Genomic DNA, 25,940 nt, shown 5'->3' on the forward strand with positions numbered 1-25,940 from the left:
TCACCGACGCCAACGCGCGGTTAGACCTCCTCAATTGCTGTCACCAACGCGAGCGCTAAATCTGTCTTATCATGGAACGCGCTGTCTCAGGCTGCGGCATAGGTATGTGCGCAGCATATTTCGTTCGCTCTTTCTTTAACTGAGCTGAGCATTGACGTATTGAAAAAGCCTGCGTGTTATGAACACTATTCTTTTCGCCACTGATCTTTCCTCTGAGTCTGAACTTGCTCAGCAACGCGCCCAGCAGTTGTCAGCTTTCTTTAACGCCAAACTCCGTACCGTGCATGTGCCAGAGCGCACAAACAAACCGCTTCAAACAACACCTACTAGCGCCAGCAGTGCGGCGCCTGACGACCGCTGCATGCCAATGGAAACTATGCCGGGCGATGCGTGCGAGATCATTACGCGTCTGGCGCAAGATGTCGATTTGCTCGTGCTTGGTCAACCTCGTCGTCGCACGGCAGGCGAACTGTTTACTGGCACCACGGGCGAGCGCATTATCCGACAAGTAAAAGCACCCGTGCTCGTGGTGAAAACCCCTGCTGCCGGCGTGTATCGTCGCATATTGGTAGCCGTTGATGTATTGCACCGACCTGCAGACATTCTGCGGATGGCCAAGGCAATTGCCGATGTTTCCACACACTGCGAGGTGGTCTACGCCTATGACTCCCCCGAGTTGAACATGATGGTGCAGGCATCGACGTATACGATGGCAAACGTTAGCCAACACATGGCCGACCAGCACAGCGAACTGAACAAACAGCTTCGAACAGAAATGACGAAAGCCGGCCTCAGAGGACGCACCAGCCCAGTCCAAATTGAAACCAGCCCGGCAGCCACCATTATCGCGCTCGCTGAGCGGCTTGACGCTGATCTCATTATTCTGGGCAGCCGACGTCCAGGTCTGAAAAGACTTGTGTTGGGCAGCGTAGCCACACAGGTTTTAAGCCGTGCCCAAATAGATGTGCTTATTGTTCCCCCAACAGACGGCGACTGAGCAGTTCGCTGAACCGCTGCGCAAGCGATTGCCGTCGCAGCGACCCCGGCAGGCCCGCTCTTTCTGCAACAGCTCAATCGAGACTTCAGTTGAGGCTAAACGTTAACAAGGCACTACGTCGCAGGATGCAGTGCCTTATTTTCTTGTACGCACGTACTCGTCAGCCGACGAGTACGCTGAAATTACCGTGAACACTATGTCTTCAATCAGCAGCAGTCACCTTAAATGGGTGGGTGGCTATTACGCTGCCAGGACCTGAACCTTTCAGAACGTAGCGCACCAAATACTGCCCTGCTTTGGTCGGTGCTTTCATCTCACCTGGCTCACCCGCATCTAGCGATTTGGGCTCAAAGTACGTAATGTGCCCGCCTACGCGTTTATGGTCAGCAGGGACCAGATCGATGTAGTCTTTATCGCCGGCAGGCCCCGTCCACGTGACTTCAAATTTGGACCCTGCCTCTACGCTATCAGGCACTTTCACGCTTGCCTCAGCGGCCGTAACGGTAAATGGCTGGCTGGCGATCACGCTGCCTGAACCTGAACCTTTCAGAACGTAGCGCACCAAATACTGCCCTGCTTTGGTTGGTGCCTTCAGCTCGCCTGGCTCACCCGTTTCCAGCGGTTTTGTGTAGAAGTACGTGATTTCGCCGCCTATGCGCTTGTGGTCAGCAGGCACGAGATCGATGTAGTCTTTTTCACCGGCTGGGCCCGTCCACTCCACTTCAAACTTGGACCCCGCCTCTACGCTTTCAGGGGCCTTTACGCTTGCCTCAGCGGCTGTAATAGTAAATGGCTGGCTGGCGATCACGCTGCCTGCACCTGAACCTTTCAGAACGTAGCGCACCAAATACTGCCCTGCCTTGGTCGGTGCCTTCAGTTCACCTGGCTCACCCGCTTCCAGCGGCTTTGTGTAGAAGTACGTGATTTCGCCGCCTATGCGCTTGTGGTCAGCCGGCACAAGATCAATGTAGTCTTTTTCACCGGCTGGGCCCGTCCACTCCACCTCAAACTTGGACCCTGCCTCTATGCTTTCAGGGGCCTTCACGCTTGCCTCAGCGGCTGTAATAGTAAATGGCTGGCTAGCTAAAACACTGTCAGCACCAGAGCCACGCAGTACATAGCGCACCAAATACTGCCCTGCCTTGGTGGGTGCCTTCAGCTCGCCGGGCTCACCCGCTTCCAGCGATTTTGTGTAGAAGTACGTGATTTCGCCGCCTATGCGCTTGTGGTCAGCCGGCACAAGATCAATGTAGTCTTTTTCACCGGCTGGGCCCGTCCACTCCACCTCAAACTTGGACCCTGCCTGTACACTTTCAGGCGCTTTCACGCTTGCCTCAGCTGCCGTAACAGTAAAAGGCTGGCTAGCTATAACACTGTCAGCACCTGAGCCACGCAGTACATAGCGCACCAGGTACGGCCCTGGCTTGGTCGGCACCGTCAGCTCGCCGGTTTCGCCGTCTTCCGAGCTTGCAGTGTAAAAATACGTAAGCTCGCCGCCTATGCGTTTATGATCCGCCGGAACCAGATCAACATAGTCTTTTTCTCCTGCCGGCCCCGTCCAGAAAACCGGCAACACGGCGCCCGCCTCAATGGTTTCAGGAATAGACAGGGTTGCAACGGCTTCGGTCACCTCAAGCGGTACAGTCGCCAACACCCGCTTTTTATCTGGCGCCTTTAGAACGTACCGAATCTCAAAATTTCCAGGCTTTGCCGGTGCACGCAGCTCAATCTCGGGCTTTTCACCCGTGTAGGCATAACTTAATTCACCACCGGTACGCTTGAACCCTTGAGGAACCAGATCAATGTAGTCACCCTCATTGGCCGGGCCCTTCCATGTAACGGGAACAAAGCTGCCTGCCTGAACTGTACTGGGTGCAACCAGCGCAACCTCACTATCTGTAACCGGCAACGCTGCCTCTGCGAGCACATGACGCTTATCATCAGTACCACGCCAGATATAACGCACCTTGTATTCACCGGGCTTGCCGGGTGCCCTGACGCTCAGCGGCGAGCCGTCCTTTGTATACGTATATGAAAGTTCGCCGTGTGTGTCTTTGTAGTCGTGGGGCACGATATCAATGTAATCATGCTCTGCATTCGGCCCCGTCCAGCTAACCTGCACATCATCACCTATGGACACGGTTTCATCAGGCGTCAACGTGGCTTTAGGCAGTACCAGCGGCTCTTCTTTTTTCGCCTCTGGCTCAGCCTTTTTCGTTGGCTCAATAACAGTGCTTAACAACGCAGCGCGCAGTTGGTCAGCATTGGATGCCGCCAGGTATTTGCCACCCGTCTTTTCAGCCAGACAGGCCACTTGCTTGCCTTCTGCATCAGTAAGATCAAAACCCACCACATGGGCCGTAAAATCTATACCCTGACTGGCCAGTTCTGCACCAAGCGCACATGGGTCGGCATTGCAGTTTTCGAGGCCATCGGTAATCAGTATGACGGTTGCTTTTTCTTCGGTATAACGCAGTACCTCGGCAGCCTGCTTAACAGATGCGGTCAGTGGCGTTTTGCCCAAAAACTTCATCTTGGCTGCCGCCTGCGCAATGGCCGGGCCAGTGCCCGCCGCTGGCTCGACAATAAGCTCAATGTCTTTGCAATTGCCTTTTTCGCGGTGGCCGTATGCAATCAGGCCCAACTCCATGTCGGCCGGCACGCCTTCAAGAACAGTTGCCAGCGCTTCGCGTGCAATTTGCAACTTGGGCTTGCCGTCTATCTGCCCCCACATGGAACCTGAGGCATCAAGCACGATCATGGCCTGATCAGCCGCCGTTGCGACGTTACTCAATAAGGCTAACAGGCCTACCAGCACAAAGCGTTGCAATAGTCTCATTAATATTTCCTGATTTCCATATGGGTCGATGCTACATGCTCGAGATCAATGGCAGGCATAAAGATGCCTTCTCATCGAAATTTGCAAGTATCTTTTTCTTCAAAGCTTGGGGGTCTATTTCAAAGTCTTTTGCGAAATTACCCAGAGAATTCGTGTGAACAATATAAGACTTAAACAACTCTATACAACCCCTTGGCGGTCCACTGCCATCAAGCTTGGCATGGTCGCCCGTTTTCATGAAGGTATTGGCGTAGTGCACAAACACGTCAACATAACAGGCCTCGTACGCTTGCACGGCCTCTGATTTGTTTCCCATGCCTGCCGACTGCATGCCAACCGCCGTCCCAACTACCGTCGCACACGCAAAAACCGGCGCCTCACCTTTCCCCGCTGTGTCCCAAGCCTTATCCAGTTTCTCTTGATAGGTCTTGCCCACTTTCGGTACTTGGCTACTGGCCGCTTCGCTGCAGCCCGCCAGGATAATGACGGATAGGCTCACTACCAGGGCACTAATTATTGCTTTCATCATTTCATTTAGCGTGCACGCGGCGCCAGCAAGTAAATAAAGTTCCCATAGTAACTAGGGCTCCGGTATTTGCCCCCGTCTAAACGAACGGTATTGCATATCAAAAGTAATGCTATTGCTATGCTCAGACTGGTGTGAACACATACCTACTCGACACAAAACGCACCCGGCACTCTCACAGTAAGCCGATATAGGTTTTCCTATATAGCCCTTCCGACATAGCTTTTTCGTTTCAAACTATTCGTCGCAACTTTGCTGTCGTAACTTTGCTGTCGTAACTTTGCTGTCGTAACTTTTTTGTCGTAATTTTTCCGTCGTATCCCTTCCGACATACCTCATCCGTAGTATCCAGATCGACGTAGCTCTTCAGGGAAGCAACAACGGGTCATACGCGATGCGGGCTCGCCTCCTGCCCAATCACCTACAATGGCGTAACATTGACCACAGCCCTGCATCCTGTACAAACTGGCCGTCTAATGTCACATCGTGATTTCAGTTGCCCGGGCACCGAGCGAGTCCAAGCCTGATCCACGCGCAGAGACCCCCTTATGAACAACAGCGGTACTCTTCTTGCTCTTGGCCACCCGCTGGTTGTCATCCTCATCGCGATTGCTCTGCTGGCGTTATGGCATGGTGACAAGCAACGCTCGCGCTATCTGCTTTTGTTTGGCCTTGGCTATCTGGCTTATGCCCTCGGGGTCACCTCTCAAATCATTATGGTGCCCGCCAATTATGTTGTGAACGTCATCTTCAGTGGCCTGATGTATTTAATTGCGGTCACTATTTTTTCACGAGGCGTCGTCGAGCTTTCGGGCAGCACATATCAATACGGCATACCAGTTGTCATTGTGACCATGGCTATGGCCTGTCGTGCTTAATTTCTGGTGGTGCAACCAGATGGAGCAATGCGCTCATACGTACTGCACGGCGCAGTTTCTATGCTTTTTTTTCATGGTGCCTATCTAGCACGTAATCTGAGCAAGGGCTTGTTGGCCGAAAAAATTACGCTTTACGCTCTGGTGCTGTTTGCGCTTGCCACACCGCCACGAATGCTACTTCAAGGAATGAGATCAAACGACAGCTATGGCTTTGATCAAAGCACCTACTGGGCCGTTACCACTTTATCGATTTATGCATTTTCTCTGGTGTTCTTTCTGGCACTAATCATTACCATTATTCAGCGCCATTATCTCCAAAAGCAAACCAATCTGGAACGGCTCAGCTTAATTAGCCATGATTTGCGAGCGCCTCTTGCAACCATTGCAGGCAATCTGTACTTGCTTCAAAAAACGGCCACTGCCGAGCAAATAGAACACATGAGTGCCATAGAGCGCAGTACCAATTACCAGATGTCGTTAGTCGAAGACATACTCAAGCGAAGGGAAGACAGTTCGTCATTAAGTGTGAGCTTGCACCCCATGCCGGTCGTGCCCTTTCTTGCCGAATTATGTCTGCATGGCCAGGCTTGGTGCCTGCAACACAACATCCGCTTTTCTCTGATCGTACATACGGCCTTGCCTGGCCTGATCCATAGTGACGAACGTCGGCTAAAGCAGTTGTTGCTCAACCTGCTGTCAAATGCCGCGTTGGCCACGCATCAGGGAAGTGTCGCACTGCATGTAAGAAATTTGGGTGATGATCCGGGCTGGGCCCGACTTTACTTTGAGGTTTACGATACCGGCTCGGGCATCGAGGCCCATCATCAAGCCAAGATTTTCGACCCTTACCAACGTTTTGATCTTGAGCGTGAAGGCACTGGCCTGGGCTTGTACATTGCTCAGCGCATCGCCAGTAAGTTGCACGGCAAATTGGAAGTCAACAGTGAGCATGGAAAAGGCAGTTGCTTTTCGTTGACGCTACGAGTTAAGGCCAGCGACATGAACGCGATACAACAAGGCTGGCAGCCAACGGCCACGTTCAATACTGCGCCGGTTAGTACGGTGGGAGCAGTCTCAAGCGTGCAGGAGGACGCTATTTATAACGATGCGGTACCGCACGGGCTACCACGCTGCTACACCGCCCCGCCCTCAAACCTGTGCGAGCAATTGGCCACCTATGCCAAAGAAGGCCGGTATAGCGAGATTGAAGACTGGGTCAGTTCACCATTGGTGCAGAACCCTGAATATCAGGATTTCAGGTCGGCTGTAATTAGCGCACTTGGTCGCATGGATTTCGACAAAATTCACGCGCTTGCCCGCTCACATGCGTGACTTATAAACCCACAATAAAAAATACGTAAATACCAGATATCTCACAAGCGGTACGGCCTGCATGGGCCTTATTGTTCCATTTCGCCGATCTCACTTTGGCAAGCAAGTGTCGGTAAAAAACCCATTCTCGCCTCCGATATACTGCGTGTAACGTAGCAGTGCTTGCTATAGTGTTACTTATAAGTAGCAGCTTTGCCATGCTCAATCATGGCAGCACAGCACATAACAGCATGTGCCACTCTGTTCTCATTCCTTTTTGACGAGGGGTAGATCATGGTAAGTATTCGCAATTTAATGCCTGAAGCCAGCCAACGCCTCATCACAGTGCCAGATACAGCCCCCGTCACAGAGGCCGCTAAAATTCTGACGCGGGGTCGTGCAACGCTGGTCATCGTGTGCAACGCAGCCGGCAAAATGGTCGGGGTGGTCAGCAATGCTGATGTGGTGCGTCAACTAAGCCACTGCGCAGGTTGCAGCTGTACCGAAACCGTCTCGCAAGTTATGACACGCGAGGTAATCTCATGCCACCCCGACGACGAACTGATGACCGTCTGGAACACCATGAAACGCAACGACCTGAAGCAGATGCCTATCGCCAATACAGCGGCAATGCCGCTGGCGCTGCTTTATGCCAACGATGTGCTGCAGGTTTTGCTCAATGAGGTTGAGTACACCGAAGAGCTGCTGCGGGAGTATGTAATGGGGATCGGTTATCACTAGACGTCATACGACGTCAGTAAGCACCTCGTTATGATCTGGTTGACGCGCACCTGCATATCACTGCGCACTGTTAAGCCAGGTCGACCTGCAGATCGCCCTGCTCTTGCCCTTTGTCTCTTTGCACCTTTGCCTCTTACTCATACCGCTTACTCTCGGGGCATTGCGTCGTTGATTTCATTGTAAATTGCTCGCTGCAAACGGGCATGAAAGCCAAAGTCACCCCATTTCCTCCGCTTAAATCGCGCGTCGGGCTTGCCGAACTCTTAAAGATATATATAATAGGCATCTTTAAGAAAGAGATGCGCTCTTTCTGCTTTTTTTGCCCACTGAAGGAAGAAAGATGGAAACAGGAATGCTCAAATTGGCCGGCATGAAAGACGCACAGTGTGCCGAGGTTATCGCCCAAACGCTTAACGCCATAAATGGTGTTAACGACGTAAACGTTTCGTTCTCCAGCAATCGCGCCTCGGTCACGTTTGATGAAACACTGACCTCGCTACCGCTGCTCAAGCAAGCCGTACAACAAGCCGGGTATGAAATCGCCAAACCCAAGCATGGGGAAGACGGCGAATGTTGCGGCGGCTGCGGCGGCAGCTGAATTTTGCCTCAGCAACGTCTTAGCGCGTTTTTGTTCAACACGAACAAATTCACTAACAAGGCGTTTAACTGCTCTCCTGAGTAGGCTTCAGGTTTGACTCGAACAGCACCCCAAAACTGGACATCTATTCCAGGCTTTGGGGTCTTTTTTATCAAAGGCCGCCCGCAGCAGCCGTGGCCGACCGCCCATAAAATACAAATGTTTTAGAATACGGCCTGCGCTCACGCTGGCCTGCTGTATAGCAGCAGCTTATTCCGCAGAGCGCATTTGCATCACCTCGCAATATACCCCCGTGTTTCCTACCTCTGGGTAGAAGCTTTTCATTCGAGAATTTCATGCGCTCGCGCATTCCCTTTTTGCATTATTGGCACCCCTTAACTGCTCTCATCGTGGCGGGCGTGCTCAGCGCGGCATATTTTGGCCTTACTGGTACCGTGTGGGCGGTTACAGGCGAGTTTACGAGGCTGGGCGGGCAACTACTTCACGTTATGGGCATCGATACCACCGGCTGGGCCTACTACAACCTGGTCAAGCTCGACGGCAATACCCTGATGCGCGGCGATGGCTGGATAGTATGGGGCATGTTTACTGGCGCGCTGATCATGGTGCTGCTCAATGACAATTTCAAGATCAGGCTACCTCAGCTACGGCGGCGCTGGGCCCAGGCACTGGTTGGCGGCATTGTGGCGGGCTTCGGCGCACGCATGGCCATGGGTTGCAATCTGGCCGCATTTTTCACAGGTGTGCCGCAGTTTTCCGTTCACGCCTGGGTATTCATCGTGGGTACCGGTATCGGCTCCTTCTTCGGCACGCGTCTCATAACGTTGCGCTGGTGGAAGGGGCGGCCAACCTTGCTCAAGGGCAAAGGAAGCCCTTCAACACGGCCATCACGACGCATTCAACCCGTAGTCGGTGTGCTACTGGCAGTTGCCTATGTCAGCCTGGTGGTTTATTTTTTTGCCTCAGGCCAAAACAGGCTTGGCCTGGGCGCGCTGTTTGGCGCACTGTTCGGCATACTGATAGAACGCGGGCAAATCTGCTTTACCTCTGCGTTTCGCGACTTATGGATGATGGGTCGCGCAGTTATGGCCAAAGCCATTATTGCAGGCATGGCCATTAGCGCAGTGGCCACGATCGCCATTATTGTCATCTTTGGCACTTCTCCCATTACTCAGGTCGTCGCCCCCAGCACATTTGTAGGTGGCGTGCTCTTTGGCGTGGGCATTGTTATGGCGAGCAGTTGCGAAACAGGCATGATGTACCGGCTTATGGAAGGGCAGCTTATGTATGTAGCGGTATTTGCCGGCAATATTATCGGCGCAACACTGCTGGCCTATGCCTGGGATCATCTCGGCATCTATGACGCACTGGTAGCCAGCGGTGCCAAAGTCAACCTGCACAACTACACCGGTGCGTGGGGTGCCATCACAATCACCCTTCTGCTGCTTGGCCTGTTTTACGCATATGTAGCGTTCCGGCAATCGCGGCAGACAGCGAGCCGCACGACTAGCCCCCGCAGCTCGGCACTCGGAGCCCAAGACTATGCAAGCTGACATTTCTCCCGACTTTACGCTCGACCTGCGTGGTGAGTCGTGCCCCTACCCGGTTATTTATACGCTTGAAACGCTTGAGGGTATGAAAAAAGGCGAGCTTCTGCAGGTTATTACAGACTGCCCCGGTTCGTTTCGTAATGTTCCCGAAGAAGCCCGACGACGGGGTTACGTATTTGCCAAAGATCCGGTAAAAAACGGCCAAGAGTTTCTGTTTTACATCATCGCCTGATTTATTGCTTGACCTATTGCCTGGCTTTCTTGTCTGAATCTGGATGGGCTATCGGATGGTCAAGAAAAGTCGCTTCGTGCGATACGACGCCATGACATTTCCAGACAGTGGTGCTGAAAATTAAGGTGCTAACCAGAGCTTTCTACTGCCAGGAGCCGCACTTCATCACGGGCATGCACAGAGTCTATTTTCTGTAACATCTCGGTGTACTTACGCTCAAGCCTGCGACGGTTTAGCGATTTACTCCAGGTATAAACCGGCACTAACTGCCGTGACCCGAAACCATCCACTAGATACAAGCCTTTCGTGCCACTGGCATTTCGGCCGCAAGCGATGTTGCTCAGGCCCACGTCGTTGTAAACGACATGCGCGTCTGCCAGTGCAACAAAAAAAACATCCAGCATCTTGCGCAATTCGGCTGTAAAGCCGTGCGCTGCGACGACTTGCTTCAGATTGGGCGCAATGGCGCCATTTTCATCGACAATTTTCTCCACCATCAGGCCCATTCCGAGTGAAGTCGACGTTACACCGGCAATTCGCGCAATAGGTAGGGGCTGGTTCTTACTGTTGATGCGTGCGGTGACCGTGACACACTCAGAAAACTCAGTGAAAAAGCCGCGATAAATCCCTCCACGGGTAAACCGCACGTGCCATTTTTCGTTCTTTTTTAGGCCTTTGGCATTGGTGCGATGCAAGACCTTCAACAAAAAATGCTGGTTATAGGGGTGCAAATAAACACGCCGCTCACTACCTTGCGCCACTGGCGTGCTGGCCGACAAGTCGAGTATTTCAAAAGGCTGGCGATCCAGCGACGTACAGGCGGGCAAAATCTCACGCACGTAACTGCCATGCATTTTCTGTAGAGGAGAAAAGGTTGTCAGCTTCTCCATATCGAATTCGAGAGGTTTCATATCAGTCGGCTCGTGGGTAGACCAAATGACAGGTCTGCCGATTTCTTCTCGCAAGGCAGCTTATCAATAATTTGTTAAAAAAATATCATGAAAGATTCATAATTTCTTGATAATTGAGTAATTAAAACAAAAGATACGACAAAATGTTGAACACAGGCCACAATACGTAACATTAAGTTAGTTAATTCCCGGTTTTTTGCAGAAGATACCCGGTAGTGAAATACCCCCCGCGTCAGAAACTTAATTTTTGGGATATGACTGCGATGCACGCTTGGCCAGAGCAGAGTAAACCCAAGTCTGAACAGGCCTGTGTTTATTAATGACGATGTAATGACCCATTGCTGGTTCACTTTATACAGGCCTGTATCTAGATCATTAACGGGCAAACGTAAATGGTTTGCTGACGCCCCGAAAAACAAACACCGCCAGCCCTTATGCCGGGCCTGCTTTGTATCGTTTTGGTGGTTTTTTGCTGTCGGCGGTGTAATCAAGCCGCGCACCTGCCTCATCGCGAACGGTGAGACAGGTGCGCGGCAAGTCTAACAAAGCGCCGCAGCGGTGCGCTGGTTGGAACGTGTTATTTACGCAAATCAGCAGCGCTTTACAACTGTTCTTTAGGCAAATCGACTGCGCTTTAGAGCAGTTCTTTACGCAAATCGGCAGCACTTTTGGGTGAAAGCAGCCCAGGCGGCACGTCAAACACCGTCTTCGCGCCGGTTTGGCCCATTTGCTTCAGACGATAGGCCGCCCGCGCATACGCCACCAGCACGCTGGACGTAAAGCCGGGGTTGCTTTCCAGTGTTAGTGAATACTCCACGACCTGCTGATTATCGCTACCGGTTTTACCACTACGGATAACGAAGCCTCCGTGTGGCATGGCAGCGTGGTCACGCTTTAGGACTTCATCGGTGATAAAGGTAACCGTTGTGTCGTAGTCAGAAAAGTAATCAGGCATGGTAACAATCGCCTCTTTGACCACGTCCGCGCTTGCGCCTTCCTCAAGCACAACAAAACACTCGCGCGTGTGCTTTTGCCGCGTGGTCAGCGTAGGTTGTGAACCGCTGCGCACTTGATCGACCGCCTCAGGCACGGGCACGGTGTACTGCACCGCCCCCTTCACACCCGACACCCGTCTGAGCGCATCAGAATGGCCCTGGCTCAGGCCCTTGCCCCAGAATGTATAGGTGGCACCTTCAGGCAGAACGGCTTCACCAAACAAGCGGTTTATGGAAAACAGGCCAGGGTCCCAACCCACAGCGATGATTGCCGTATTGCCGTGAGAGACGGCCGCCTTGTCGACGGCCGCAAAATAGTCAGGGATTTTGGCGTGGGTATCAAAGCTATCTATCGTGGTAAACAGCGCTGCCAGTGCCGGGCCTTGCTCGGGCAAGTCATTTTTTGAACCACCACACAAAATAAGAACATCGATGCTATCGCGAAACTCCGCAATATTATCTAGGTGGTGCACGGGGATATTGCCATCAAGCAGTTTTACGCTGCTCGGGTCGCGGCGGGTAAATACGCCTACCAGTTGCATGTCGTCGCTTTGTGCGATCGCCGCCTCGGCGCCGCGCCCAAGGTTGCCGTAACCGGCAATGCCCACCCTGATTCTGTTAGCCATTCACTATCCTTATATTATGCGGTTTTAAAATCTACGTAACTGTCTCGACCTGGCGCCGCGCAGTCAGAGTACTCGGTCGCCAAGGAGCGCAGCATCACGATTATTGTACCGACAAGGTTGGCTCGGGCCGCTTGCATACCCTATTTTCTATAGGTTTTTTGCCATTTAGGCGAACAGTTTGGCGTCACCCTGACGCCAACAAGCAAGCTCAATCACACGCCTACCCACGACACAGGCCCACCGCCCGACAAGATTGCTCTAAGATAACCCTTATGACTACTCAGGAATGCGCCTCAACCATGACAACTCACGAACAGGCATGCGCCGCAGATCAAGATGCCCAAGAGCATCAAGTATGCGTATCGCTGGTGCCTATTTTCAATCATCTGCCCCACGACCAACTGGTTGATATTGCCCGTATGGCCAAAACGCGCAGCTTCGAAAAAGGTGAATTCATCCACCGGCCTGGCGACCTGACCAACCAATTGCATATTGTGCATACAGGTCGTATACGCATTTACCGTCTTTCTGGTTCTGGCAAAGAACAATTGCTGCGTATCCTGAAACCCGGCAGTTTCACCGGCGAGCTGGCTATTTTCTCTGATGCACGACACGCCACATTTGCCCAGGCAATGGAACGCTCTGACATCTGTGCACTTCACCGCGACGACGTGAAAAAGCTGCTGGTACGACACCCATCTATTTCATTAAACTTGCTGTCCGAGCTTGCACGCCGGCTCGATCAAAGCGAAGAGCAATCCAAGGTGATTGCGACGGAATCTGTAGACACGCGGATTGCTGAATACCTGTCTCACCTAGCTGAAGACGCGCAGTCTGATGAGGTTTTGCTTCCCATGACACGTAAAGACCTGGCGTCTTACCTTGGCACCACCCCTGAAACCATAAGCCGCCGGCTGGTCGAGTTTGAGAACGCAGGCATGATCCAGCAGGTTGGCCAACGCCACATTCATATTAATAACCTCGAGCGCATTTTGCAGCCTTAATGTTAGCCGGACCTGATTTCCCCCGGCCCAGCCGACTCTTGGTCCCCTTCTCGCTAGCTTTGCATTTCCCTTGGTGTGCTATTCCCTGCCCTTAGGGTTCCCCAACGCGGGTATTGGCGGACTATCGTGTGAACTATCCCTTGCAGTGAATGGCCTGCTCACCAGACAATCTTTTCGTTGCCCCTGCCAATGAAAATTTGGCGAAAATCAAGGCACATAGGTCCAAAGACAAGGGATGGTTCGACAGGAGAACAATTCACGCTTATAACTAATTTGCATATTAATTAATAATAAATCGGTATTTCCATATACACGCCATAACGAGGAAAATTGGATGCTTCCCTATTTTCTTTTTCTGAATGGCAATGAAACTCCTTACTTCTCTCGTCGCAGGCTTCACTATCGTCATGGGTTCGAGCGCACTGGCCGCTCCTTTGCTGACCCCGGCACAACTGGACACCGTCCGCACAGATGCCAACGTTCGCATTATTGATATCAGGCCGACGCAAGAGTATGCAGCTGGGCATATCCCTGGTGCTGTGTCGGCACCCTACGCACAGTGGCGTGGCCCGGCAGAAAGCCCCGGGCAACTGCCACCAGTCAAAGAGCTAGCTGCCTTGGTACAAAACCTTGGTGTGGGTAACGACACACATGCCGTCGTGGTGTCTTCGGGGGCCAATGCTACCGATTTCGGCAGTTCGGCACGGGTGTACTGGACGCTCAAATATCTGGGCCTGAGCAATCTTTCAGTACTTAATGGTGGCGTCAACGCATGGCTTGAGGCCGGCCTATCGCAAGAAAAAGCTGTGCCAGCCGTCGAAAAGACCAGCTTTACCCCCACGCTGAACGAGCAAATCATCGCCACAGAAGATTATGTCGCAACGCATTTAGATCAGCCCACCACGCGTCTGGTCGACGCCCGTCCAAGCAGCTTTTTCAAGGGTGAAACCAAGGCGCCTACGGCAAAAATTCCCGGCACCATCAAGAATGCCGTCAATCTGGAACACGACAAATGGTTCAAGCCAGGTACGGCCATTTTCGTATCAGAAGCTGAAGCCAAAAAAATTGCGGATGAATCATTGGCAAAACCCGCCGATGAAACCATCTCGTTCTGCAACACCGGCCACTGGGCCGCTACAGACTGGTTTGCCCTATCAGAGGTGGTGGGCCAACCTAACGTAAAGCTTTACCCAGCCTCACTGGCGGAATGGACCCAAGCATCTACCCCACTGCCCATGGACAACGTGCCCGGTCGTGGCTCACAGCTCATGAACAAATTCAAAAGCTTGATCGGCAATTCCTGATCGTTCGCCAGATGGCACGCTTTACGCTACCGATGGTGCGGCCGTTCTGCGACAATGTCGCCCACGCCGACGTCAGCGTGTGTCATCACAGGGTATCCGCGCCCGCTACTAGGCACTGCACTTAACTGCTGTAGTTTGCGGCGCGGCCACCTCTTCAGTTTTACCAGCCCGCCACGACGGGCAAACTTACTATCGCACTCTCAATAGAAATGAATCGCTTATCTCTATCGGCCATTATGGCCGTCTTTTTTATCGCCCTGGCCTGGTTCGTATCCATACGACAGGCTGTTTTGTTTCTGGTGGGTATCGGTATGGGCAGCGTGCTCGCAGGCGCACGGTTTGGTTTCACGACGGGTTGGCGACGGCTGATTGAGCACCGCGACGCAAGTGGCGTCATGGCTCAACTGCTACTGCTTTTTGTAGCGGCCGCTATCTCCATGCCTCTGCTCAGTGCTTTTCCCACAGACTTGGTTGCGGCACTGGGCCCACCCAGTTTCAGCCTGCTGATCGGCGCTTTCGTGTTTGGCGCAGCCATGCAAATTGCTGACGGCTGTGGCTCGGGCACGCTGTACAAAGCGGGCTTGGGTATACCGCTAAACATGGTGATATTGCCTGTGTTCGCCTTGGGCAGCTTCTTGGGGTCTGCCCAAGTTGAACAGTGGCTGGCGTTGGGCAGCATGGCACCAGTTGGGCTTGTCGCCAGGTATGGTCCCTGGGAGGCATTTGGCCTGACCTGCATAGGTTTGCTGGTGCTGGGAGGCGCAGCCATGCTGTGGGCGGGCAAGTCAGCCCCTTGGTTCAGTAAAAAGCTGTTTATTGGCGCGGTGGTGCTTGCAGTGCTGGCAGCCCTTAATTTGGTTATTGCTGGCACGCCTTGGGGCATTGTTTATGGCTTTGGCCTGTGGGGTGCCAAAATTGCAACCGCAGTTGGCGTCTTTGACCCTGCGGCCAATGCATTCTGGAGCCAGCCGGTCAATTTCAATTCGCTGTCCAACTCGATTTTCATGGATGTCACGTCCATTACCAATATCGGCATTCTGGCCGGCGCGCTATGGATTGCTGCACGAAAGTCGTCATCGGCCAAGCCAGCGCCGTTAACCAGCAAACAGTGGATGGTTGGCATTATTGCGGGCTTTTTGCTGGGCTACAGCTCGCGTCTGGCCTTTGGCTGCAATATTGGTGCCATGGTCAGCGGCATTTCTACAGGCAGCCTGCATGGCTGGATCTGGGTGCCCCTGGCGTTTTGCGGTTCATTGATCGGCGTGCGCATCCGTCGGCATTACCAGTTTTAAGAGGCGCTAAATCATGAAAAAACCACTGCTTACCGTGATTTTCTGGGCTGCCTTGATTGCTTTCTTTGCCTGGGACTGGGCCGTCTCCGCACCCATTGACATCTTCACCGAGCCACCGCTTATAGCGGCGGGGTCAGGCCAGGCACCTACCGGGGGTCATTGCTCAAACTTCTAGTTTCAAGCGCCTAAAACAGGCGCCGTAATGCGCCCAAAACGGGCGGAACAATGTGTCAGTAAATGTTCACACCACGGTCAATATATGGCCGTGGTGTTTTATTTTGGTTAGGATACTGGATCTGTAGGACAAAACATAACAACCACGGAGACACCATGAAACCTGCATCCATCAGCGGCACGCCGTTTAAAGCCCTTACTGCTCTCGCTCTTGTTCTAGCAGCCACTTCGGCATTTGCTCAGCAAGGCTACCCTGACCGCGCCATTACCATGGTTGTTCCCTACCCACCGGGTGGCACAACAGATATCATCGCCCGTACCCTGGCGCATGCCATGGAAACCGAGCTGAAGCAGACGATAGTGGCTGAAAACCGTGCTGGTGCCGGCGGCAATATTGGTATGGGGCACCTGGCCCAGGCCAAGCCCGACGGCTACACCATAGGCGTAGGCACAATTGGTACACAGACCATCAACCAGTTTCTGTACACCAATATGGCATTTAACCCTGAGTCTGATTTTGCACCCATCGCGCTGGTGGGTACTACACCTAACGTCATTGCAGTGAATGCCCAGTCCAAGATACACACGGTTAAAGACCTTATCGAGGCAGCCAAAGCGCAAAAGGAAAAACCGCTGTCCTATGGAACCCCAGGCATTGGCTCATCTGTGCACCTGACCGGTGCCTATTTTGAACAGGCCGCTGGCGTGAAGTTGCTTCACGTGCCATTTAAGGGTGTTTCAGGCTCCATGCCGGCCCTCATTGGAGGCCAGATCGACATATTGATGGATAACCTGCCATCCACGCTTTCCCAAATTAAAGACGGAAGCAAAGTCAGAGGCATAGCGGTCACTTCGGCTGAACGCGCCCCGTCGTTGCCCGACCTTCCAACCGTGGCTGAATCCGGTTTGCCGGGCTTTGACGTTACGGCGTGGTTTGCACTGTACGCACCAAAAAATACGCCGCAGGATCGCGTTGATCGGCTGATAGAAGCGGCGCGTTCCGCACTGGCTTCTGAAAAATTAATAACGACGTTTGCTACCTCCAGTCTTGAACCCGGCACGCTGTTCGGCAGTGATCTGGCGTCGTTCGAGACGAAAGAACGCACCCGCTGGCAGGCGCTGATAAAAAGCCATGGCATACAGGCACAGTAAGCAGCCCAGTTCTTTCGATTAACCTTACTTTGATAAAGAAGCAACATGAGCGAAAAAGCAGTTCCCATGAATGGTGCAGACAGTCTTTGTGACACCCTGCTGGCCAACAATGTTGATGTATGTTTTGCCAACCCTGGCACATCAGAAATGCATTTTGTGGCGTCGCTGGACAAGCGCCCCGAAATGCGTTGTGTGCTGGGTTTATTTGAAGGCGTAGTCACAGGCGCTGCAGACGGCTATGCACGCATGGCCGACAAGCCTGCCGCCACGCTGCTGCACCTTGGGCCGGGCATGGCGAATGGGCTGGCCAACATGCACAATGCCCGGCGCGCGCAAACGCCTATGGTCAATATTGTTGGCGATCATGCGTCATATCATCTTAACTATGACGCACCGCTCACCAGCGACATCGAAAGCCTGGCCCGCCCCATGTCAGACTGGGTTCGGCGCATCCAGTCGGCCGACGATGTCTCTCCGGCAGCAGCAGCGGCCATCAGCGCCGCACAGACCGAACCGGGTGCTGTTACCACGCTTATTTTGCCGGCCGACGCCGCATGGACCAACACCACGGCAACCACACGCCGCGCTGTGGTGCCTGCGCCTACCGAGGTCGACTCACTGGCCTTGCGCACCGTCGCCGACGCCCTGCGCAATGGTCGCAAAACAGTCATAATGCTGGGCGGGAAAGCCCTGCGCAGCAAGGCGCTCGAGGCTGCCAGCCGCATTGCCGTCAAGACCGGTGCACGGCTGCTGGCGCAGCAGGCCAACAGCCGTATCGAGCGCGGTGCCGGCCGCGTCAAAATTGATCGACTGCCTTTTAATGTTGATCTGGCGATCAAAACACTAGAAGGTACCGAGCAATTGGTTCTGATCGGTGCCCGCATGCCCGCTGCGTTCTTTGCTTACCCGGGCAAGCCCGGTTCGCCCGTGCCACAGGCGTGTGCCCGCATTGACCTTACCCAACCCGGTGATGACCTGGCCCAGGCGCTTGACGCACTGGCCGAGGCTGTAGGCGCCGACCGCAGCGTCACGCCCGTTCTATGTGAACGACATGCCAATGAACTGCCCAGTGGGGCCTTGACGGCAACCGCTGTTATACAGGCCATTGGTGCGCTCAGCCCCGAAAACGCCATCGTCTGCGATGAGTCGGTCAGCTCGGGACGAGACTCTTTCCGCCATACCTTCGGTTCAGCGCCACATGATTTTCTGGCAATTACCGGCGGCGCCATCGGCATTGGCATCCCCTTGGCGACCGGTGCTGCAGTGGCCTGCCCCCATCGCAAGGTTATTTTGATGCAGGCCGACGGCAGCGGCATGTACACGCTTCAGGGCCTGTGGACTCAAGCCCGGGAGCAACTGGATGTGGTTACGGTTATCTTTGCCAACCAGCGCTATGCCATTTTGCACGGGGAGCTTAAGCTGGTGGGAGCCGGAGAGCCAGGGCGCAATGCCAGCCGCATGCTTGATCTGGACACGCCCACGCTAGACTGGGTCAGCCTGGCCAAAGGCGCTGGGGTTGAGGCGGCAAGCGCGGACACCGCCGAGGGCTTCGCTGACTTGCTGCGCTCGGCGCTAAGTCGTAAGGGGCCGTTTCTGATCGAAGCCCGGATCTAAACCCAAGCCTGAAACAGCCGTGCAAATATAACTATCGTTTTTGCACGGCTGCCTTATCCTTCCAAAGACAGCAAGTTTAGGTCCAGGCCCAGCCCAAACTCGAGGCCGGTGCAGCCGTACAAACAAATTCCACGTTTTTTTACTGCTGCCCAAGCTTTCAAGCTGCAAGACTGTTCAATACTTGAAGAAAAACTCTGAATAGAGACTGCCGACTGAAGGACATGTGGCGGTTTTTGCATCATCTCCCCCACTACTCAAACACGCATACGTTAAAAGTAGGCGTCCAGATCTGAAGCAAAACCTGAAGCGGCCCTGCAAACACCTGCAAAATCATACGACGGTATAGACTCTGGCCCAATGTCGTTAAGTCTTGGGCACACTTTCTGCTATCGTGTTTCTAGATCCTCGACTCAGGAATCACAGCATGGCCCGCGTCCGTATCAAGACCACATCTTCTTCACGCGTTGTCTACCTCGCCTTGGCAGGAAATGCTCTGGTTGCCGTGAGCAAGTTTGTGGCTGCAGCGGTAACCGGCAGTTCGGCCATGCTGAGCGAGGGCTTTCACTCAGTCGTCGATACACTTAACCAAGTTTTGCTGCTGTACGGCATGCATCGGGGTCGAAAAAAAGCAGACGATGAGCATCCACTGGGTTATGGGCGCGAAATCTACTTCTGGAGCTTTGTCGTCGCATTGCTGCTGTTTACGGCAGGTGCGGGCGCATCCATCTACGAGGGCATTGTGCACATCATGCACCCTCACCCCATAGAAAACCCACTGGTCACTTACATCGTGCTCGGGCTTGCTACCCTCTTTGAGGGTTCATCATGGGTTTACGCGCTGAAAAACGTCAAGGGAAAACGCAAGTACTCGGAAGTGTTTGGGCTTATCGTGCGCAGTAAAGACCCGCCAACGTTCATCGTGCTACTGGAAGATAGCGCGGCGCTAATGGGTATTTTGATCGCCTTTCTTGGCGTGTACTTCTCGGTGACGCTGCAGCTGCCCGTGCTGGACGGCCTGGCATCGATATTTATCGGCATCACGCTGGGCCTGACGGCCCTGCTGCTAACGCGCGAAACCAAAGGCCTGCTCATTGGCGAGTCGCCCGGCAAGAATGTACGCGAATCTATACTGCGTATTGCCGGCCAAACACCCGGTATTGTTCGCGCCAATAACGTCGTGTCGGTTCATGTGTCACCTCGGGAAATCATGGCAGCCTTGAGCGTTGAGTTTGAAGATGCGCTACGTGCCCCCGAAATTGAAGCGGTAGTCATTAATCTGGAAAACCGCATTCGCGCGGCCATGCCAGAAGTTACGTCTGTGTTTGTGAAACCTGAAACCTCACGAAGTTCAGATAACTCTGCCGCCTACCCCGAGCGTGATCCAACACAGCGACCCGGGTGAAAGACAACAGCCTAGCGACAAGCATGCGAAAATATACAGACCTACATTGACACGAAGACACAGCATGGCGCAAACCACGCCTAACGCCACACGCGGCGGTTTTTCCACCAGTTTTGGCATACTTGCCGCCACGCTAGGTTCAGCGGTAGGGCTTGGCAATATCTGGAAGGTGCCCTACCTGACCGGCGCCAATGGCGGGGCTGGCTTTCTGCTCATTTACTTACTGGCCACACTGCTGATAGGGCTGCCGGTCATGATGGCCGAGATTTCGCTGGGGCGCAGCGTACGGGCCAACCCCATTAAAGTGTTGCGCACGCTGAGCCCAGGTCGCCAACCCTGGTGGCTGGTGGGGCTGTCGGGCATGCTGGCCGCCTTCTTAATTATGTCGTTCTACTCAGAAGTGGTCGCGTGGGTGTTCGCCTACATCCTCAAGGCCGTGCGTGGCACCATCATGAGCAGCGACCCGGCGGTCACCCAGGCTGATTTTGCCCAGCTGGTCGCCGACCCACTGCAATCATTGCTCTGGCAGTGGCTGGTATTGGCCGCGGTTGCATCCGTACTAATTATGGGAGTAGCTCAAGGTATTGAAGCCATCACCAAACGGCTTATGCCCTTGTTGTTTATTTTGCTGCTGATACTGGGCGCAGTAGGGTTGACGCTAGACGGTGCGCAACAAGCCATGCAGTTTCTGTTCTGGCCTGATTTCAGCAAAATAACTGCAACCGTAGTATTGACAGCGATGGGGCTGGCGTTCTTTAAGCTGTCTATAGGCATGGGCACCATGATGACATATGGCAGTTATTTCACCGCGAATCAAAACATACCGCAAACTGCCGTGCGGGTCATGCTTGCCGACCTGGGTGTTTCCATGCTGGCTGGCGTTGCCATTTTTCCTGCGGTATTCACCTTTGGCTTTGCCCCTTCAGCCGGCCCGTCACTGGTATTTATTACGCTACCTGCGGTGTTCTCGCAGATACCTTTTGGTCACGGCCTGATGGTGGTGTTTTTTGTATTGACGGCAGTTGCCGCAATGGGTGCCATGCTGTCACTGATGGAAGTGCCCACTGTCATCCTGCAAGAACGCTTCCAAATGCGGCGCTCACGTGCCGTGCTTCTGGCCACATTGCTGGTGGCCTTGCCGGGCGCAGGCAGCGCGCTATCACACAGCATTTTGGCTCATATCCATGTGGCCGGTTTTAACCTGTTTGATCTGCCTGACTTTGTGTCGTCAAACGTATTGCTACCTACTGGGGGCATTATCATTGCCCTGTTTACCGGATGGGTGTGGGGGCGTGACAAACTGCAGGCTGAGCTTTCCAACCATGGCCAGCTGCGCAATGCCAAACTGACCACCGTGGTATTTGTGCTGCTGCGCTATGTCACGCCCTTGCTTATTGCACTGGTTATGTTGCGTGGGCTGCGCGTGTTTTAACAAGCCTGCAATATTCAGCGTCGATACTGATGGCTTTCCAGCCCTATCGGACCTTCCTGAAATGCAATCGCCTTCCCATATCGACTCAGAAGATCTGCCCACAAACCTGTCGGGCAACGAAACATTCAACGCTGTGGTGGAGCGTGTGCGCCGCCGCCGCGGTTTTCTAAAGGCTGGTGCAGGCCTGACAGCAGCCATGTTTCTGGCAGGCCCACTGACGGCCTATGCGCGCCAACCAGCTGCAGCAGGCGTGACCGGGCAGGGTTCCGGATTGCTAGGTTTTGAGGCCGTGCCGGTTTCAACGTCAGATACGGTAATCGTCGCGCCGGGCTATACCGCCACTCCCTTTGCGCCCTGGGGTACGCCATTGTTTGTCGACGCAACAAACTGGAAAGCCGACGGCAGCGATGATGCCACGGCGCAGCTGCGACAAGTGGGCGATAACCACGACGGCATGCATTTCTTTGCCATGAACGGCCGCAATGACGAAGGCCTGCTGGTAATAAACCACGAATACACCACGGTCAACAAAGGTGTATATGCCTGGTTGTTTGGCACTGACCGCAACGCACCGTTAACGGCCGACCGGGTCGACAAGGCCATGAATGCGCATGGGGTGTCGGTCATGCATATCGCGCGTGATGCGAGTGGCAAATGGGTCATTGACACTGGATCGCGCTACAACCGTCGCCTCACGGCTTCAACGCCCATGCAGCTGACAGGGCCAGCTGCCGCACACGAACTGCTCAAGACGCACGACGACCCCACGGGCATGCACGTACTGGGCACATTCAATAATTGCGGTAATGGCTGGACGCCCTGGAACACCTATCTGGCCTGTGAGGAAAACTTCAACACCTACTTTGGCACAACATCAGGCGCCGACACGCGCAACGCAGCGCAAAAGCGTTATGGGCTGGCCCCTGGCAGCACCGATTATGGTTGGGAAGCCTTTAATGACCGCTTCGACTATGCCAAAGAGCCCAATGAAGCGAATCGCTTTGGCTGGATCGTCGAGATTGATCCGTTTAATCCAGATGCTGTACCTAAAAAACGTACGGCGCTGGGACGCTTCAAACATGAGAACGCGGCATTTACCCTGACGGCAGGCGGACGTGCGGTTGTCTATATGGGCGACGATCAGCGCAACGACTACCTCTACAAGTTTGTGTCAGACGGCGTCTATGCACTTGATGGCGATAACTCGGCGTTGCTGGACCAAGGCAAGCTGTATGTAGCGCGCTTTAATGATAACGCCAATACAGACGATTTCATGGGTTTGGGCGAGTGGCTATTGCTCGATAAAGAGAACAACCCGAAGCTCGCAGCCGACACGCGTTTTGCCAGCCAGGCCGAGGTGCTGATCAATACGCGACTGGCTGCCGATGCCGTCGGTGCCACCAAAATGGACAGACCAGAATGGGTTAGCGTACACCCGGCAACTGGCGAGGTGTACGTAACCCTGACAAACAACGACAAACGCACTGAAACAGACGGCGTGAACCCGCGCGCGCAGAACATTTATGGCCAGATCGTACGCTGGCGAGAATCAGGCGGCGATGCGGCCGCAACCACATTTGAATGGGATATCTTCGTATTGGCCGGCAACCCCATCAAACACGCGGATCGCAGCGATTTGCGCTCGGGTTCGGCCAATATTACCCCCGAGAACACCTTTAATAGCCCTGACGGCCTCGCCTTTGACAAGGCAGGCAGGCTTTGGATACAGACAGACGGCAAGTACAGCAACACGGGCAATTATGAAGGCCAGGGCAACAACCAGATGCTGTGTGCCGATCCGGTAAGCAAAGAGATCCGGCGTTTTCTGACGGGGCCCAAAGAATGTGAGGTGACCGGTATTGCCTTCACGCCTGACAGCCGCACCATGTTCGTTAATATTCAGCACCCGGGCGAAGATGGCAATAGCAACTGGCCAGACGGTGGCAGCGCCTTGCCCCGTTCGGCGACCGTCATCATCACCAAAGACGATGGTGGTGTCATCGGCGCCTGAGTGCCGACGGCCTTGAAGCGGCGCGAAAACGCCGTCTCCACTTACCGCTTTGCATGAGCGGCTATTACGTCGTTTAAAAACCCGCTGCACATTCCGCCACGATACCGCGTACGTCGCAGTGTAAAGACCAGCGACACATACCACTACGATACCGCGTACGCTATAGTGTCAAATCGTCAGGCGGGCGCTAACGTGTAAAGGCAGCTGTCATCGTCCGTTTAGCCATTCATCCCAACCCAGGCAGACACCATGGACGAATTCATGAAAGCGGCGCTCGCAGAAGCGCAAACCGGTATGGATGAGGGTGGCGTGCCCATCGGCTCCGTTCTGGTTCATCAGGGGCGCATTATTGGGCGCGGCCATAATCGGCGGGTGCAACAAGGCAGTGCCATATTGCACGGCGAAATGGACGCCCTCGAAAACGCGGGTCGCCAACCGGCCCACGTGTATCGCGAGTCTGTGCTTTACACCACGCTGTCACCCTGTCCCATGTGTACCGGCGCCATACTGCTTTACGGCATACCGCGCGTCATTATTGGTGAAAATCAAAGCTTTCTGGGTGAAGAGGCACTGCTGCAATCGCGCGGCGTACAGATCGAAGTGCTCCAGAACGACGCATGCATCGATCTGATGCGTCGCTTTATGGAAGCCCGCCCCGATGTCTGGAATGAAGACATCGGCGAAAGCTGAACTCTCAGTTGCGCTCTAATTCGACTTGACTGGGCTTGGCTGTGCTTTGCTCTGCTGGGATGATCTTTGGCCGGACACATTGCGGTAGGTCTGATAAGAACTGAGCCTGACTCCATTTGCTTCATATCACCTCGCCGGGGTCAGTCCGACTTGGCGCGGCTTGGCGTGACTGAGTTAAACATGGCATCCTAGCAATCTTTCCGTCAGCCTTCAGAATGAAGGCTGACGTATTTCTTCTTTTTTCTGACACCAATGTCCCCCACTGCTCTTGCCTGGAAACGTGAAATTTACGCCACGTTTTTGCTTAGTGTTCCACTGGTTCTAACGAATCTGGCCCAGATCGCCATGACCGTCACCGACGTCATATTCATTGGCAGGCTGGGCCCGCAGTCACTGGCCGCCAGCGCGCTGGGCGCCAACCTTTACATGGCTATCGCGTTTTTTGCTCTGGGGCTGGTTTCCGCGACGGCACCCATGGTCGCCAATGAGCTGGGCGCCCGCAAAAACTCAGTGCGCGATGTACAACGCACGGTCAGACAAGGCCTATGGAGTGCAGTGATTATTTCTGTACCAGGGTGCCTGGTACTCTGGCACGGAGAAGCCATACTTCTGGCGCTGAATCAGCCGCCCGAACTGGCCGTGCTGGCGCAAGAGTATTTACGCGCGCTGCTGTGGGCCATGCCGGGTTTTCTTGGGTTCTTGGTGCTGCGCTCTTTTGTGGCTGCACTCCAACGTCCGCGTGCAGCGCTACTTGTCGCACTGGCCGCCATTGCGTTCAATGCCGCAGCTAACTGGGTGCTGATCTACGGAAAACTGGGCTTTCCCGCATTGGGGCTGCTGGGGGCTGGCTTTGCAAGCGCAATCGCCAGTCTGTTTCTTTTCCTGGCTATGGTTGTTGTCGTCGTCTTTGATCGTCGTTTTCGCCGATACCATGTATTTAGCCGCCTCTGGCAAACAGACTGGCTCCGCTTCAGGGCGTTCTGGCGGCTAGGCCTGCCCATTGCCGTTGCCACAGCTTTTGAAGTCACCATTTTCAATGCCGCCGCGTTTCTCATCGGCATGCTGGGTACGATTGAACTGGCAGCACACGCCATCGCCATTCAGGTGGCCAGCATAAGTTTTATGGTGCCCTACGGCATTGCCCAGGCAGCCACCATACGGGTGGGCCACGCCAATGGTGCCGGGCGACCAGACGATGTCATGCGGGCTGGCTGGGCGGCATTCGGGCTGGGCATTTCGGCCATGGCACTGGCAGCACTGGTCATGGTGGTTGCGCCCCAGGCCTTGATCAGCTCGTTTCTGGATATCAATGACCCCGCGAATGCGCCGGTTGTTGCCATGGGTGTATCCCTGCTCGCCGTCGCCGCTCTGTTTCAGATCGTGGACGGTGGCCAGGTCTTGGGCTCAGGCATGTTGCGGGGGCTTCAGGACACACGTATTCCCATGCTGTTTACCGCAGTCGGGTATTGGGGCATGGGCCTGCCCAGTGGTGCCGCACTGGCCTTCTGGGCCGGTTGGGGTAGTGTGGGGGTTTGGAGCGGCCTGGCCATTGGGCTGTCTGTGGTCGCTGTGCTTATGATGCAACGCTGGATGCGTCGAGAGCAACTTGGCCTGATAAAACCTTCGTTGCAGCACTAGTCGGTGTTGATAACTCAGCGATA

The 25,940-nt window shown here is 54.1% G+C and carries 23 protein-coding genes; 18 read left to right on the forward strand and 5 right to left on the reverse strand.

What is annotated here, in order from left to right; genetic code table 11:
- Positions 1-178 precede the first annotated feature (178 nt).
- Positions 179-997: a universal stress protein gene (locus FQ179_RS06850; RefSeq protein WP_149396463.1), complete on the forward strand. Its 819-nt coding sequence runs from the start codon at positions 179-181 to the stop codon at positions 995-997.
- A gap of 202 nt (positions 998-1,199) precedes the next feature.
- Here the strand turns inward: FQ179_RS06850 and FQ179_RS06855 are convergent, their stop codons facing one another.
- Positions 1,200-3,836, reverse strand: coding sequence for a VWA domain-containing protein (locus FQ179_RS06855; protein WP_149396464.1), 2,637 nt, complete (start codon positions 3,834-3,836; stop codon positions 1,200-1,202).
- Positions 3,837-3,867: 31 nt separating this feature from the next.
- Complete coding sequence (locus tag FQ179_RS06860; protein ID WP_149396465.1) at positions 3,868-4,365, reverse strand: hypothetical protein; 498 nt, start codon at positions 4,363-4,365, stop codon at positions 3,868-3,870.
- A 545-nt stretch (positions 4,366-4,910) separates the two neighbouring features.
- Between FQ179_RS06860 and FQ179_RS06865 the strand changes: the two genes are divergently transcribed.
- The 6 genes from FQ179_RS06865 to yedF all read left to right on the forward strand — a co-directional run bounded on the left by FQ179_RS06865 (position 4,911) and on the right by yedF (position 9,672).
- The gene (locus tag FQ179_RS06865) at positions 4,911-5,240 is read left to right on the forward strand and encodes a hypothetical protein (RefSeq protein WP_149396466.1); all 330 of its coding nucleotides are present in this window, start codon (positions 4,911-4,913) and stop codon (positions 5,238-5,240) included.
- Between the two features lie 60 nt (positions 5,241-5,300).
- The gene (locus FQ179_RS06870) at positions 5,301-6,572 is read left to right on the forward strand and encodes a HAMP domain-containing sensor histidine kinase (protein WP_188074523.1); all 1,272 of its coding nucleotides are present in this window, start codon (positions 5,301-5,303) and stop codon (positions 6,570-6,572) included.
- Positions 6,573-6,845: 273 nt separating this feature from the next.
- Positions 6,846-7,292, forward strand: a complete 447-nt coding sequence (locus tag FQ179_RS06875; RefSeq protein WP_149396468.1) for a CBS domain-containing protein — start codon at positions 6,846-6,848, stop codon at positions 7,290-7,292.
- Positions 7,293-7,644: 352 nt separating this feature from the next.
- The gene (locus FQ179_RS06880) at positions 7,645-7,890 is read left to right on the forward strand and encodes a heavy-metal-associated domain-containing protein (RefSeq protein ID WP_255474862.1); all 246 of its coding nucleotides are present in this window, start codon (positions 7,645-7,647) and stop codon (positions 7,888-7,890) included.
- A gap of 335 nt (positions 7,891-8,225) precedes the next feature.
- The gene (gene yedE, locus FQ179_RS06885; RefSeq protein WP_149396470.1) at positions 8,226-9,443 is read left to right on the forward strand and encodes a selenium metabolism membrane protein YedE/FdhT; all 1,218 of its coding nucleotides are present in this window, start codon (positions 8,226-8,228) and stop codon (positions 9,441-9,443) included.
- Complete coding sequence (gene yedF / locus FQ179_RS06890) at positions 9,433-9,672, forward strand: sulfurtransferase-like selenium metabolism protein YedF (RefSeq protein ID WP_180122155.1); 240 nt, start codon at positions 9,433-9,435, stop codon at positions 9,670-9,672. The genes yedE and yedF overlap by 11 nt, the downstream gene beginning before the upstream one ends.
- Before the next feature lie 128 nt (positions 9,673-9,800).
- On the opposite strand, the gene FQ179_RS06895 is transcribed toward yedF, so the two are convergent.
- The 3 genes from FQ179_RS06895 to FQ179_RS06905 all read right to left on the reverse strand — a co-directional run bounded on the left by FQ179_RS06895 (position 9,801) and on the right by FQ179_RS06905 (position 12,204).
- Complete coding sequence (locus FQ179_RS06895) at positions 9,801-10,583, reverse strand: YrbL family protein (protein WP_255474863.1); 783 nt, start codon at positions 10,581-10,583, stop codon at positions 9,801-9,803.
- 74 nt (positions 10,584-10,657) lie between these two features.
- On the reverse strand, positions 10,658-11,074 hold the full coding sequence (locus tag FQ179_RS06900) for a hypothetical protein (protein WP_149396471.1): 417 nt from the start codon (positions 11,072-11,074) through the stop codon (positions 10,658-10,660).
- Positions 11,075-11,217: 143 nt separating this feature from the next.
- Positions 11,218-12,204: a diaminopimelate dehydrogenase gene (locus tag FQ179_RS06905; protein ID WP_149396472.1), complete on the reverse strand. Its 987-nt coding sequence runs from the start codon at positions 12,202-12,204 to the stop codon at positions 11,218-11,220.
- A gap of 299 nt (positions 12,205-12,503) precedes the next feature.
- Between FQ179_RS06905 and FQ179_RS06910 the strand changes: the two genes are divergently transcribed.
- From FQ179_RS06910 to FQ179_RS06955, 11 genes are all read left to right on the forward strand, one after another.
- Positions 12,504-13,208, forward strand: coding sequence for a Crp/Fnr family transcriptional regulator (locus FQ179_RS06910; protein ID WP_149396473.1), 705 nt, complete (start codon positions 12,504-12,506; stop codon positions 13,206-13,208).
- A gap of 365 nt (positions 13,209-13,573) precedes the next feature.
- Complete coding sequence (locus FQ179_RS06915) at positions 13,574-14,512, forward strand: sulfurtransferase (RefSeq protein ID WP_149396474.1); 939 nt, start codon at positions 13,574-13,576, stop codon at positions 14,510-14,512.
- Positions 14,513-14,721: 209 nt separating this feature from the next.
- Positions 14,722-15,804 carry a YeeE/YedE family protein gene (locus FQ179_RS06920; RefSeq protein ID WP_149396475.1) on the forward strand — a complete coding sequence of 361 codons (1,083 nt, stop codon included), beginning with the start codon at positions 14,722-14,724 and terminating at the stop codon, positions 15,802-15,804.
- Between the two features lie 13 nt (positions 15,805-15,817).
- Positions 15,818-15,979 (forward strand): hypothetical protein, encoded by a 162-nt coding sequence (locus tag FQ179_RS22250; protein WP_180122142.1) that lies wholly within the window; start codon positions 15,818-15,820, stop codon positions 15,977-15,979.
- 155 nt (positions 15,980-16,134) lie between these two features.
- The gene (locus FQ179_RS06925; RefSeq protein ID WP_149396476.1) at positions 16,135-17,130 is read left to right on the forward strand and encodes a tripartite tricarboxylate transporter substrate binding protein; all 996 of its coding nucleotides are present in this window, start codon (positions 16,135-16,137) and stop codon (positions 17,128-17,130) included.
- Between the two features lie 66 nt (positions 17,131-17,196).
- Positions 17,197-18,744, forward strand: coding sequence for an acetolactate synthase large subunit (locus FQ179_RS06930; protein WP_149396948.1), 1,548 nt, complete (start codon positions 17,197-17,199; stop codon positions 18,742-18,744).
- A 424-nt stretch (positions 18,745-19,168) separates the two neighbouring features.
- Positions 19,169-20,146, forward strand: a complete 978-nt coding sequence (locus FQ179_RS06935; RefSeq protein WP_149396477.1) for a cation diffusion facilitator family transporter — start codon at positions 19,169-19,171, stop codon at positions 20,144-20,146.
- A gap of 64 nt (positions 20,147-20,210) precedes the next feature.
- Positions 20,211-21,578, forward strand: a complete 1,368-nt coding sequence (locus tag FQ179_RS06940; RefSeq protein ID WP_149396478.1) for a sodium-dependent transporter — start codon at positions 20,211-20,213, stop codon at positions 21,576-21,578.
- 61 nt (positions 21,579-21,639) lie between these two features.
- Complete coding sequence (locus FQ179_RS06945) at positions 21,640-23,589, forward strand: PhoX family phosphatase (RefSeq protein WP_149396479.1); 1,950 nt, start codon at positions 21,640-21,642, stop codon at positions 23,587-23,589.
- Between the two features lie 249 nt (positions 23,590-23,838).
- Positions 23,839-24,279: a nucleoside deaminase gene (locus FQ179_RS06950; RefSeq protein ID WP_149396480.1), complete on the forward strand. Its 441-nt coding sequence runs from the start codon at positions 23,839-23,841 to the stop codon at positions 24,277-24,279.
- Between the two features lie 252 nt (positions 24,280-24,531).
- Positions 24,532-25,917, forward strand: a complete 1,386-nt coding sequence (locus FQ179_RS06955; protein WP_149396481.1) for an MATE family efflux transporter — start codon at positions 24,532-24,534, stop codon at positions 25,915-25,917.
- Positions 25,918-25,940: the final 23 nt, after the last annotated feature.

The organism is Pusillimonas sp. ANT_WB101, from assembly GCF_008369125.1.
Lineage (GTDB): Bacteria > Pseudomonadota > Gammaproteobacteria > Burkholderiales > Burkholderiaceae_B > Allopusillimonas.